This is a genomic window from Pseudomonas oryziphila (genome assembly GCF_003940825.1).
In the GTDB taxonomy this organism is placed as follows: Bacteria; Pseudomonadota; Gammaproteobacteria; order Pseudomonadales; family Pseudomonadaceae; genus Aquipseudomonas; species Aquipseudomonas sichuanensis.
This window is the reverse complement of the sequence record NZ_CP034338.1, coordinates 1,083,274-1,095,455: the sequence shown is the minus strand read 5'-3', so window position 1 is coordinate 1,095,455 and position 12,182 is coordinate 1,083,274. Positions and strand designations below refer to the sequence as shown.

General features: G+C 61.9%; 13 protein-coding genes. 3 read left to right on the top strand and 10 right to left on the bottom strand.

The features are described from left to right. Positions 1–341: 341 nt before the first annotated feature. The 5 genes from EJA05_RS05225 to colR all read right to left on the bottom strand — a co-directional run bounded on the left by EJA05_RS05225 (position 342) and on the right by colR (position 4,067). Positions 342–572, bottom strand: coding sequence for a hypothetical protein (locus EJA05_RS05225; protein ID WP_125462744.1), 231 nt, complete (start codon positions 570–572; stop codon positions 342–344). After that, positions 569–1,270 carry a lipopolysaccharide kinase InaA family protein gene (locus tag EJA05_RS05220; RefSeq protein WP_125462743.1) on the bottom strand — a complete coding sequence of 234 codons (702 nt, stop codon included), beginning with the start codon at positions 1,268–1,270 and terminating at the stop codon, positions 569–571. Before EJA05_RS05220 ends, EJA05_RS05225 begins: the two co-directional genes overlap by 4 nt. Before the next feature lie 6 nt (positions 1,271–1,276). Beyond that, positions 1,277–1,957 carry a class I SAM-dependent methyltransferase gene (locus tag EJA05_RS05215; RefSeq protein WP_125462742.1) on the bottom strand — a complete coding sequence of 227 codons (681 nt, stop codon included), beginning with the start codon at positions 1,955–1,957 and terminating at the stop codon, positions 1,277–1,279. Positions 1,958–2,083: 126 nt separating this feature from the next. Next, positions 2,084–3,394 (bottom strand): sensor histidine kinase, encoded by a 1,311-nt coding sequence (locus EJA05_RS05210; RefSeq protein ID WP_125857550.1) that lies wholly within the window; start codon positions 3,392–3,394, stop codon positions 2,084–2,086. Beyond that, a complete protein-coding gene (gene colR, locus EJA05_RS05205; RefSeq protein ID WP_028689695.1) occupies positions 3,384–4,067 on the bottom strand; it encodes a two-component system response regulator ColR in 684 nt (227 codons plus the stop codon). Before colR ends, EJA05_RS05210 begins: the two co-directional genes overlap by 11 nt. Positions 4,068–4,237: 170 nt before the next feature. Between colR and EJA05_RS05200 the strand changes: the two genes are divergently transcribed. Beyond that, entirely contained in the window at positions 4,238–4,966 is a 729-nt protein-coding gene (locus EJA05_RS05200) for a phosphatase PAP2 family protein (RefSeq protein WP_125462740.1), read from the top strand. A gap of 296 nt (positions 4,967–5,262) precedes the next feature. Here the strand turns inward: EJA05_RS05200 and groL are convergent, their stop codons facing one another. The 5 genes from groL to EJA05_RS05175 form a co-directional block, all read right to left on the bottom strand. Further along, positions 5,263–6,903, bottom strand: coding sequence for a chaperonin GroEL (groL, locus tag EJA05_RS05195; protein ID WP_125462739.1), 1,641 nt, complete (start codon positions 6,901–6,903; stop codon positions 5,263–5,265). 48 nt (positions 6,904–6,951) lie between these two features. Continuing rightward, on the bottom strand, positions 6,952–7,245 hold the full coding sequence (locus tag EJA05_RS05190) for a co-chaperone GroES (protein ID WP_016488938.1): 294 nt from the start codon (positions 7,243–7,245) through the stop codon (positions 6,952–6,954). A 379-nt stretch (positions 7,246–7,624) separates the two neighbouring features. Beyond that, positions 7,625–8,086: an FxsA family protein gene (locus tag EJA05_RS05185; protein ID WP_125857549.1), complete on the bottom strand. Its 462-nt coding sequence runs from the start codon at positions 8,084–8,086 to the stop codon at positions 7,625–7,627. Between the two features lie 66 nt (positions 8,087–8,152). Beyond that, positions 8,153–8,884: a HugZ family pyridoxamine 5'-phosphate oxidase gene (locus EJA05_RS05180; RefSeq protein ID WP_125857548.1), complete on the bottom strand. Its 732-nt coding sequence runs from the start codon at positions 8,882–8,884 to the stop codon at positions 8,153–8,155. Between the two features lie 127 nt (positions 8,885–9,011). Then, positions 9,012–10,019 carry a DUF481 domain-containing protein gene (locus EJA05_RS05175; RefSeq protein ID WP_125857547.1) on the bottom strand — a complete coding sequence of 336 codons (1,008 nt, stop codon included), beginning with the start codon at positions 10,017–10,019 and terminating at the stop codon, positions 9,012–9,014. A gap of 153 nt (positions 10,020–10,172) precedes the next feature. Between EJA05_RS05175 and EJA05_RS05170 the strand changes: the two genes are divergently transcribed. Both EJA05_RS05170 and EJA05_RS05165 read left to right on the top strand, forming a co-directional pair. Next, a complete protein-coding gene (locus EJA05_RS05170) occupies positions 10,173–10,526 on the top strand; it encodes an MGMT family protein (protein ID WP_110991600.1) in 354 nt (117 codons plus the stop codon). A 43-nt stretch (positions 10,527–10,569) separates the two neighbouring features. Next, entirely contained in the window at positions 10,570–12,117 is a 1,548-nt protein-coding gene (locus EJA05_RS05165; RefSeq protein WP_110991601.1) for an AmpG family muropeptide MFS transporter, read from the top strand. Positions 12,118–12,182 lie beyond the last annotated feature (65 nt).

Below are 12,182 nucleotides of genomic sequence, written 5' to 3'. Positions count from 1 at the left end.
CGTCTGGAGGGCCCTGGTGCGCAGCACCCTTCGGCGTTAGCCGAAGGCGCGAGATGTAGACTTGCGCAGCAAGTCGGAGGCCGCGCGGGCCCGGAGGACGCCGGAGCGAAGGGACCCGGAGCGCAGCGGAGGGCCGTATGAATGGAGCGAGCGGTTTTTGGTTACTTTTTTCCAAGAAAAAAAGTAACCCGCCGTAAGGGCGGAAAGGTGACTACGCGTCGACATCAAAAATGAATGCGCATACAACTTTCAACACAAACACAAACACCTAACACCTAACACCAAAACGCCAGAAGTCCACATAAACTTCTGGCGCCTAAATCAAACAACCAAACAACCTATCAACCAAACGGCCGCAGCCCCTGCCTCATCCCAAACAGAAACAGCAGAAAATCATGATCCGGTTTAACGGACACCTGCTCGACCTTCGCCTCCCGCGGCAGCGGGCACAAACCACCCACCTCGGCTTTGCTGAACACCGTCAGCCCCGGCTGCTCCCAGGCAGCCGCAGCCACCGTGGTCACCGCCAATGCCCCAACAAGAAACAAAGCTCGAGCGATTTCTAGTTTCATTGCTCTAACCCTTTGACCGCGCTGCCAAACGCCATCTGGTAAAAATAGAGCAAGGTCTGCCATTCCGCGTCAGTGATCGACGAATGGCGCCGCAGCTGACGCAAATCGTTGTACGCCGCACGTTGGCAGCTGATTCGCCGCCGGCACTTCTCCAGATCGAGCAAAGCCACTTCAGCCCGGGCCTGCTCACCGGTCCCGATCACCTTGACGAACACATGCTTGCCGTAGAGACAGCCATGCTGCCAGTGCCCCAGATGCATCCGCGCCAGGTTGTCGGCAAGGTCCTTGAACATCCGCTCATGGACTGCCTGGGGATAACGTTCACGAGCGCCTTCGCTGTACCAGGTATCCAGGTCGACAAAACCGTCCAACGCTTCGCTTACCAACAGCGCACGCCACTGGTGATCGGCATCGCGCTCAGCACCGGCAAACACGATACGCGGTACACGCACACCCAACTGCTCGAAACTGTTCAAGGCATCGAGTTCGCGCAAGACCGTGGGCCGACCGAACGGATGCAGCAGGCTGCGGTAGATGTGGCCAACCTGGCGTTTGGCATACAGCAGTTGGCCGCTGGCATCGCACAGGCGTTGCACGCCGCTTTCGCCGCCACGCCGCTGATTGGGTTCCTCGACCCATTCACCCTGCTGCTGCCAGTAGAAGTCGAACTGCCCTGACGCTTTCTGCACTGCCGCCATCAATCACTACCCCTTACGTAAAACGTATACGCGCCACATCGCGTAGAACGGCAAGAAGTCGAGCCGTTCCTGAATTCTGAAACCTGCAGCCGTAAATTCTTCTTCAACTGTAGCCGCCGGTAACACAAAGCGGTTCTGGTAGCTGTCCTGCTGGGCTCTGACACTGCGCCGTGCTTCAAGTTTCTTGCGCCGCCATGCCTTGAAGTTGCCATCCACCCACAGTGACAGAATCACACTGTCGCGGCTAACCCTTTGAAATTCTGAAAGAATCGTCTTGCGGTGGGCCGGGTCACCGATGTGGTGGAACAGGCGCATGCAAAAGATGCTATCCACCGCGTTGTCAGGTAGGTCAATGGCAAAGGCCGAAGTTTGCAAAGGGCGTACCCGTGCCACCACCTCTGGCGGTTGTGCGGCACAGGCTGTCTCTATCATCGCTGCGGAATTGTCGGCGCCGATGATCACACGGTTGGGCTTTTCCGCCAGCAGCGGCCAGAAGCGCCCGGCACCGCAGGGCAGGTCAAGGACCAGGCCCGGCTCGCCGGCCAAGGCCAGGGCATGCCGGGCCATCTGCTCGTCACGCTTGTGCGACAGCCGCCTGGCCAAGCCATCCTGGTGTTTGAGGAAGTAGTCGCGGGCATGATCCCGATCGTACTTTTCGGAAAATTCGAGTTTGATGGGGCTACGCATCGAGCATCTCCTGACTCCAATGCGCTCACGTTAGGTAAGTGCGCGTAGGAATCAGGTTATGCAGATGTGAAAAAACCGTGATCAAACAGAACAGGTGTTACAAGACGTTAACTTGGATCCAGAACCTTACTGCCCGTCCTGATCCTCACCGACCATCTTGTTACCCTGGCTCAGGTCTACCTGGAAACGGCATCCGTGGGGCTGCGTGGTGCTCAGGGTGACGCGCCAGCCCTGGTCATCGCAGATCCGCTGCACCAACGACAGCCCCAGGCCCAGCCCCTCGCCACGGCGCTCGTCACCGCGCACGAACGGGCGGAACATCGCTTCGCGCTGCTCCTCCGGGATACCCACCCCGCTATCCTCGACACTGAACCCGTTGGGCTCCAGGCTCAGGCGGATATAGCCACCATCGGTGTAGTGGGCGGCGTTGCGCAACAGGTTGCCCATCACCGATTGCAGGAAGGTGGCGTTGTACAGCGTAGGGCCGGCGCTCACCCGGCCATCGTAGTAAAGCGCCAGGCCCTTCTGTTCGATGGTGTCACGCCATACGGCGGTCAGATCATCACCCACTTCACGCAAGGTCGCCTGGGCGGCGATTGCGCCTTCATCACGTTGCGCGCGAGCCAGCATGAGGAACGTCTTGACCAGCTCACGCATCTCCTCGGTGGCCCGTGCGATGCGCTCGACCTGGCTGCGCGCACGGCTGTCCAGGTTAGGGTTTTCAATCAGCAGCTCGCACGAAGTGGCCAGCACCATCAACGGTGTACGTAGCTCATGGCTGACGTCGCTGGTAAACAGCCGTTCACGGGTCAGCGCATCACGCAACCGGCCCAGGGTATCGTCGAAGGCCACCGCCAGCTGCCCTACCTCGTCCGCCGCGTAATCCGGCGCCAGCGGTGGCGCCAGGCCGAGCAACTGGTCGCGATGACGCACCTGGCGAGCCAGGCGGATCACCGGCGCCATCACTCGTCGCGCCAACACCCAACCGAGGATCACCGCCAGTGCCAGGCTGAGCACGAAGCCCACCACCACCACGGCGAACAGCACCCGCTCACGCTCCTCGAAATCGCTCTGGTCCTGCAGCAGCACATAGCGCCGGCCATCGACGATCTCGACCATCGCGTGATACGACAACTGGTCGCGGAACACCTCATGGAAGCCTGGTTCCAGATGCCGCAAGTCCTTGGGCAGCTCGAAATCATCACGCCCGCCGCTGAAGTAGAACAGTTGGTCCGGGCGCGGCCGGTGGCTCCAGTCGCTGACGCTGTCCATGCGCAACAGACGCTGCAGGTCGCCGCCGAGCACCGAGGAAATCAAGCGCTCCTCGACCAGATGCACGGTGGCGACAATGCCAAAGGCAAAGGCCCCGGCCACCAACGCGCTCATCAACGCAAAGGCGATGATGATGCGCTGGGCAAGGCTCTGCTTAAACTCCATCGCGGCCCTCGGCGAGGCGATAGCCGACGCCATGGACGGTATGCAGCAGGGGTTTGTCGAACGGTTTGTCGATCACCTGGCGCAGCTGATGGACGTGGCTGCGCAGGCTGTCGCTGTCGGGGCAATCATCGCCCCACAGGGCCTCCTCCAGCACTTCGCGGCGCAGCACGTGGGGGCTCTTCTGCATCAGCACGGCGAGCAGCTTGAGGCCCACCGGGTTGAGCTTGAGCAGGCGGCCCTGGCGGGTCACTTCGAGCGTGTCGAGGTCATAGCTCAGGTCGGCCACCTGCAAGGTACGGCGACCGCCGCCCTGGGCCCGGCGCAGCACCGCTTCGATGCGCGCGGCCAGTTCGGACAAGGCGAATGGCTTGAGCAGGTAATCATCGGCACCGGAGCGGAAGCCTTGCAGACGATCATCCAGCTGGTCGCGGGCGGTCAGCATGATCACCGGGGTATCGCGGCGGGCATCCTCGCGCAGGCGCTTGCACAGCGTGTAGCCGTCGATGCCGGGGAGCATGATGTCGAGCACGATCAGATCGTAATGCTCGGTAGCGGCCAGGTGCAGGCCCGACAGGCCATCCTGGGCGCAGTCCACCGTGTAGCCTTTCATGCCCAGGTAGTCGGCCAGGTTGGCAAGAATGTCGCGGTTGTCTTCAACCAAAAGAATACGCATCGGGGTCTCCTGTACCGCGCTTCGCTCGACGGCAGCTTAAGGCCATCGCCCGCGCTGTGCCAGCCCTCGGGAAAATTCACCAAGCTTTACAGTTTTTTCACCGAACCTTCACGGACACAGGATAGCGGGCACCCGACAATGCCCGGTCTTTTTCCACCCCTGGAGCTGTCATGCAGGAAACCATTCGCCCACGCCCGATCAATCCGTGGCTCTACCTGGGCATCCCTTTCGTTACCATCGTTGCGTTGATCCTGCTGGAATGGACATCGGTAGACATGGACCTGGCCAACCTGTTCTTCGACCGGGCTGCCGGGGAGTTCATCGGGCGCCACAGCTACGTGCTGGAGACCATCCTGCACGACCGGGTCAAGCAGGTGGTGATCGCCTTGAGCCTGGTGGCGGTCGCAGCGTTCATCGCCAGCTTCTTCTGGCAACGCCTGTTCGGCTGGCGTCGTGAACTGGGCTGCCTGGTGCTGGCACTGGGCCTGTCCACGGCCTTCGTCACCCCGCTCAAGCAACTGACCCAGGTACAGTGCCCGTGGAGCCTGAGCCAGTTCGGCGGCAGCGAAACCTACAGCAAGCTGCTCGAGCCACGCCCGGCTACCGACAAGGCTGGCCTGTGCTGGCCGGGCGGCCATGCGGCGACCGGGTTCTGCCTGTTCGCGCTGTTCTTCGTGCTGCGCGATCGCCGGCCGCGCCTGGCCAAGGCGGCGCTGGGGCTGGCGTTCGTGGCCGGGTCGGTGCTGTCGGTGGGCAGGATGATGCAGGGTGCGCACTTTCTCTCGCACAACATCTGGACAGCGGTGTTCTGCTGGCTGATCGGGTTGGGCTGTTACTACCTGGTGCTGTATCGCCGGGGGATGGCGACGGCACCGGTGGCCGAGCGCAGCGTTGCTTGATGGCCCATCGCGGCCATTGTGGACTTGCACGTCCACTGTAGGAGCGGCCTTGGGTCGCGAAAGGGCTGCAGAGCAGCCCCGGCGATTTCTGCTTTCACGGTGAAATCCTGGGGCCGCGTTGCGGCCCTTTCGCGACCCAAGGCCGCTCCTACAAAGACCGTTGCTCCCACCTCGACCTCGCTGCCCCAGCCACAGGGGCCTCTTGTGGGTGGTTTGCCCCGCGATAAGGCCACCACCGGCAACAAAAAGCCCCGCACTAGGCGGGGCTTTTCATTACAGCTGGGGGTAAGGCTGGCTTACATCATGCCGCCCATGCCACCCATGCCGCCCATGTCAGGCATGCCAGCAGCTGGCTTGTCTTCCGGCAGGTCGGCAACCATGGCTTCGGTGGTGATCATCAGACCGCCAATCGAAGCAGCAGCTTGCAGGGCCGAACGGGTAACCTTGGCTGGGTCCAGGATGCCCATCTCGATCATGTCGCCGTATTCGCCGGTAGCGGCGTTGTAGCCGTAGTTGCCCGAACCTTGCTTGACCTTGTCAGCGACAACGCTTGGCTCGTCGCCGGCGTTGGCAGTGATCTGACGCAGCGGGGCTTCGACAGCGCGACGCAGCAGGGCGATACCGACGTTCTGGTCTTCGTTGTCGCCTTTGAGGTCAGCAATGGCCGACAGGGCACGCACCAGGGCAACACCACCGCCAGGCACCACGCCTTCTTCGACGGCTGCGCGGGTTGCGTGCAGGGCGTCTTCAACGCGGGCTTTCTTCTCTTTCATTTCAACTTCGGTGCCTGCACCGACCTTGATCACGGCAACACCGCCAGCCAGTTTGGCCAGACGCTCTTGCAGCTTCTCACGGTCGTAGTCCGAAGAGGTTTCTTCGATCTGGGCACGGATCTGTTTGACGCGGGCTTCGATCTCAGTGTCAGCGCCAGCACCATCGATGATGGTGGTGTTTTCCTTGGACAGGATGACGCGCTTGGCGTTACCCAGGTGCTCCAGGGTGGCGGTTTCCAGGGACAGGCCGATTTCTTCGGAGATGACCTGGCCGCCGGTCAGGACGGCGATGTCCTGCAGCATGGCCTTGCGGCGGTCGCCGAAGCCTGGTGCCTTGACCGCAGCAACCTTGACGATGCCGCGCATGTTGTTGACGACCAGGGTAGCCAGGGCTTCGCCTTCAACGTCTTCGGCAACGATCAGCAGCGGACGGCCGGACTTGGCAACGGCTTCCAGTACTGGCAGCAGTTCGCGGATGTTGGAGATCTTCTTGTCGACCAGCAGCAGCAGCGGGCCTTCCAGCTCGGCAACCATGGTGTCCGGCTTGTTGATGAAGTACGGCGACAGGTAGCCGCGGTCGAACTGCATGCCTTCTACGACGGACAGTTCGTTTTCCAGGCCCGAGCCTTCTTCAACGGTGATCACGCCTTCTTTGCCGACTTTTTCCATGGCTTCGGCGATGATTTCACCGATGGAGTTGTCGGAGTTGGCGGAGATGGTACCGACCTGGGCGATGGCCTTGGAATCGGCGCATGGCTTGGACAGGTTCTTCAGCTCAGCAACAACAGCGGCGGTGGCCTTGTCGATGCCGCGCTTGAGGTCCATCGGGTTCATGCCGGCAGCGACGGCTTTCAGGCCTTCGTTGACGATGGCCTGAGCCAGGACAGTAGCGGTGGTGGTGCCGTCACCGGCAGCGTCGTTGGCCTTGGAAGCAACTTCCTTGACCAGCTGGGCGCCCATGTTTTCGAAGGCGTCTTTCAGCTCGATTTCTTTGGCGACGGAAACGCCGTCCTTGGTGATGGTCGGCGCGCCGAAGCTCTTGGCCAGGACCACGTTGCGGCCTTTCGGGCCCAGGGTCGCTTTTACCGCGTCAGCCAGAACGTTGACACCAACCAGCATTTTCTTACGGGCGGAATCGCCGAATTTTACGTCTTTAGCAGCCATGATCGTTTAATCCTTGGAATTCTTTGGAGTAACGGGAAGTCGGGGAAATCAGCCTTCGACAACGGCCAGGATTTCGTTTTCGGCCATGACCAGCAGGTCTTCGCCATCGACTTTCACGGTGTTGCTGCCCGAGTAAGGGCCGAAAACCACTTTGTCACCCACTTTCACGGCCAGCGCGCGAACTTCGCCGTTGTCCAGGATGCGACCGGTGCCGACGGCGACGACTTCGCCGCGGTTCGGTTTTTCAGCGGCCGAACCCGGCAGGACGATACCGCCAGCGGTTTTCGATTCTTCTTCGCTGCGACGGATGACGACGCGGTCATGCAGAGGACGAAGCTTCATTGTCGATCTCTCCCAAATAGTGGTTTTCATCGGCCGGTGTCAGCACCGGCGGGTTGATGCGGTCCGGCGTTGCCGGGGGTGGCCCGCGAAGGGCGAACCACCTGTGTCATGTCTGGTGTCACCACCAGAAACCTTGCGGTGACCACATACATGAGGCCGCCTTATTCGATTACAAGGCTTGATACGGAAATTTTTTCATCAGGGGATTCATTGGACCTGCCTCTCCCTGCCCCCTGAATCGGCAGGTTCCTGTAGGAGCGGCCTTGTGTCGCGAAAGGGCCGCGTAGCGGCCCCAGCAATCTTTGCGTCAACGCCGAAATCCTGGGGCCGCTGCGCAGCCCTTTCGCGACACAAGGCCGCTCATACAGAGGTATTGCAATTACTTGTCGCGGCGCTCGTACTCGCCTTCGATCACATTGGGGCGATGGCCGGGATCACGGGGCTGGCCCTGGAACGGGTCGTCCTGGAACGCCCGCTGGCGCAGGGCCTGCTCTTCGGCACGGCGGCGCAGCTTGCCAGCCACCAGGCGGCGGGTGAACGGCAGCAGGCACAGCAGGCCCAGCACGTCACTGATGAAGCCCGGCAGCAGCAGCAGGCCACCACCCACCGCCATCATCAGCCCCTGGAACATTTCTTCGGCGGGCAACTCGCCACGCTGCAGGCTCTCACGGGCACGCAGGGCGGTCGCGAGGCCAGCTACGCGCATCACCAATACCCCCAGTGCGGAGCCGGCAATGATCAACAGCAGCGCCGGGAAGAAACCGATGGCCGCGCTGACCTTGACGAAGACGAACAGCTCCAGCACAGGGAAAAGGAGAAACAGCAGTAAAAAGGCACGCATCACTCATTCCTCGACGGAAGAACATCTTCCTGTAGGAGCATCAGATGGATGCGTGCAGGCGTTTTTTCAACCCTCTGCACGCGCCACCGTCGGCCACTGTTCGGCACGGGCCAGCAGCACCAGGGCTTCACGGACTTGTGTCGGGGTATTACAAGTTGTTGGGAAGGCCAGCCAGTACACCGCCTGGCCGATGCGCAGGTGCATGCCTTCGCTGTCGATGCCGACCATTTCAGCCGCTGTCGTGCTCGGCAGGCCGCTCAGCGCGACATAGTGGGCGATCGCATTGGCATGGTCGCTGTTCATGTGTTCGATCATGCTCGCTTCGCCAGCGCCGGCAAAGGGGTTGGCCAGGGTGACCTGGTCGAGCCAGTGGATCGCGCCGAAACCACCGATGTAGCGGTGGCGCACCGGCAGCAGTACCCAGAAGTCGAAATCGTGGGCCTTGTGGTAGTTCGCCGACTCAGGGAAGTAGCGGTAGTAGCGCGCGGCGGCAGCTTCGATGGCCGCCTCGTCGCTGAGCTTGTGCGCCTCGGCCATCACCGTCAGGCGCCCTACTGCCTGCACGTCCTCAGCCTCACGTTCGCCCACCAGCAGTGAACACTTGGGGTCCTTCTGCAAGTTGTGGGTGTGCTGGGCGATACGGCTGATAAGAATGACCGGGTGCCCATCGGCGTCCAGGCAGTAGGGGACCACCGAGCCGAACGGGAAGCCCGGCATCGACTTGGAATGGGTGGAGAGAACGCCACGGTACTCCTTGAGCAGCAGTTCCCGGGCTGGGCGAAGGGCATTAGAACTCACAGCGAGGTCCTCGGCAAATGATGATCAGTTGCAAGTCATAAGCTACAAGCAACAAGAAAAAGCAAGGTCCGAATCAATTTCGATGACGCAGTTCTTCTTGAAGCTTGCTTGATACTTGCAACTGCCCTCACCAGGTCACGCCGAAACCAGCGGTGTAGCGAGTCTTGTCGAGATCGCGATCATCGGTGCCCTTGATCAGGTCCTTTTCCGCCTTGAGGTTGAGCGAAGCCCAGTCGGTGACCTTGTAGCGCAGCCCCATTTCCGCATCCAGGGCGTAGTCGGCGACGCCGCCAAACGGCTTGCCCACCTCGCCATTGGTGAAGAACTGCACTTTCTTGCCGATCAGGTAACGGGTGTAGTCCCACTTCACGGCCGCGGCGTAGAAGTTGTCCTTGCCGCCGTCACGGTACTGGTAATCGGTGCGGTTGATCAGCGAGCCCAACGAGAACGCCCCCAGCTCGTCATCCCAGAACTGGTAGCCCGGGCCGGTACCGATAGTGCGCTGGCGCGCCAGCTCTTCGATCTGGTCGCGCTTGTACTCCAGGCGCCCCTGCCAGAACCATTTCTCGGTGATGAAACGGTCGAGCGCATATTCCGCGCTCCAGTTGTTGGCGGTGGTGACATCGTCCTTGCTCTCGCGGTTGTATTCGCCTTCGGCGTTGTGCCGCCAGCGACCGTGGCGCGCGGAGGTCTTGAAGCTGACGTCGTAGTCGTCGGTGTCGTTCTCGGCGCGCTTGTAGTCCAGCGCCACGTCGACATTGCCCTTCCACAGAAAGTCCTCGACCAGCGGCCGAGGCTTCATGATCTGCTCGATGCTGGCCAGTTCCACGGTCTTGGGCGCATCACCGTTGGCCAAGGTCACCTTGCCCGGTTCGGCAGCCTTGAGTGACTTGGCCTTCTCGCCGCTGTAGGCGTCCTGCTTGACCAGCAGTTCCTGGTCGCTCTCAAGGGTCTTGACCTGTTTCCAGTCCAGGGCGATTGAACCACCGTACGAGGTCTCCAGCAGCAACTTGCCGCCATCGAAGACGGTGATCTTGCCAGTGAGTCGATCGCCGTTCTTCATCCACACGGTATCGGCCAGCGCCGAGGTGCAAAGCGATACAGCGAAGAAGCAGAGCAGGATTCTTGAGTACATAAGTGGACTACGGATTCGATTTGCCGAAAAAAGCCGGGCATTATCCGGATGCCCACGCCATGAGCAAGGACAGACCCAGACCATGCCGATGAGTTCCACTCTTATTTGCCGTTGCCATCCGTCCGGTTTCATCTACAGGCCAAGGGGGCTCTGATGTCTGCCATCTCTGCTCCACCACCGGAAGATGCCGAAGCCCGACGAATGGCGTTGTATTCGGTGCTCGGCCAAGTCCCGCCGGGCAAGGTGGTCAGCTACGGCCAGCTCGCCGAGCTGGCGGGCCTTGGCCGCGCGGCCCGCTGGGTTGGCCGTACCCTCGGGCAACTGCCTGCGGACACCCGCCTGCCGTGGCACCGCGTGCTCGGCGCAGGGGGGCGCCTGAGCCTTGCCCTGGGCACCCCATCCGGCGACGAACAGCGCGCTCGTCTGCGCGCAGAAGGCGTGAATGTAGCCAATAATCGTGTGGATATGGCGCGCCATGGCTGGCGCCCGATGGAGCACAGCGGTTAGAGTGCGCGCTTTGTTTTCGCAAACTTGAGGCAGATGTTGGCCCATGCCCCGTAAAACCTGGCGCGCTGCGCTCGCTGCCTATGCCAGCCCGTCAACCTTGGTACTTCTGCTGCTCGGATTCGCCGCCGGCCTGCCGTACATGCTGGTGTTCTCGACCCTGTCGGTCTGGTTGCGCGAAGCGGGTGTGGCGCGCGAAACCATCGGTTACGCCAGCCTGATCGGCCTGGCGTATGCCTTCAAGTGGGTGTGGTCACCCCTGCTCGACCAATGGCGCCTGCCGCTGCTCGGCGGCATGGGCCGCCGCCGCTCCTGGTTGCTGCTGTCGCAGGTGCTGGTGGTGCTGGGCCTGGTCGGCATGGGCTTCTGCGACCCGCAGAAACACCTGTCATGGCTGGTCGCGCTAGCAGTGCTGGTAGCCTTTGCCTCGGCTACCCAGGACATCGCCGTCGATGCCTATCGCCTGGAAATCGCCGACGACCAGCGCCAGGCTGCGTTGGCCGCCAGCTACATGGCCGGCTACCGGGTCGCCGCGCTGCTGGCCACGGCCGGCGCACTGTTCTTCGCCGAGTGGTTCGGTTCCACCGGTTTCAGCTACCTGCATCAGGCCTGGACCGGCACTTACGTGCTGTTCGGCGTGCTGATGCTGCCGGCGGTGTTCACCACGCTGATCATGCGTGAACCCCCGGTACCGCTGCGTACCCAACTGTCGGCGGCGCGCTACGGGCTGATGCACCAACTGGCGTCGGTGTTCGTCCTGATCATCCTGCTGGTTTCGGTACCTGCCAGTTTCACCCAGATGTTCAACACCGACTGGGCCAGCGTGCTGTTCGGCGACGCCACCCCGCTCGACCTGCTGCTCGAAGACCGCGCCTTCCTGCGCCTGCTGCTCTATGCACTGCTGAGCTGGGCGTGCCTGTCGTCCCTCGGCCGTCGCGGCCTGGCCCCGGTGCTCACCCCGGTCAACGACTTCATCAGCCGCTACCGCTGGCAGGCCCTGCTGCTGCTCGGGTTGATCGCTACCTACCGCATGTCCGACACGGTGATGGGCGTGATGGCCAACGTGTTCTACATCGACATGGGCTTTACCAAGGACCAGATCGCCAGCGTCAGCAAGATCTTCGGCCTGATCATGACCCTGGTCGGTGCCGGTGCCGGCGGCCTGCTGATCGTGCGCTTCGGCATCCTGCCGATCCTGTTCATCGGCGGCGCGGCGTCGGCGGCAACCAACATCCTGTTCCTGATGCTGGCCGACATGGGGCCGAACCTGGAAATGCTGGTGGTGACCATCTCGCTGGACAACTTCAGCTCGGGCCTGGCCACCTCGGCGTTCGTCGCCTACCTGTCGAGCCTGACCAACCTGAAGTTCTCGGCCACGCAATATGCCCTGCTCAGCTCGATCATGCTGCTGCTGCCGCGCCTGATCGGCGGCTATTCAGGGGTGATGGTGGAGAAGTTCGGCTACCACGACTTCTTCCTGATCACCGCCCTGCTGGGCGTGCCGACCTTGATCCTGATCGCCCTGCAGTGGCGACAGGAAGCCGGTCGGGGAAAGCCGGTGCCGGTGGAGAGTCCGGCAGCTGAACAGAATTAGGCCTTCAAGGGCCTCATCGCGGGGCAAGTCGCAGCGGCGCACCGCCGCTGCGACTTGCCCCGCGA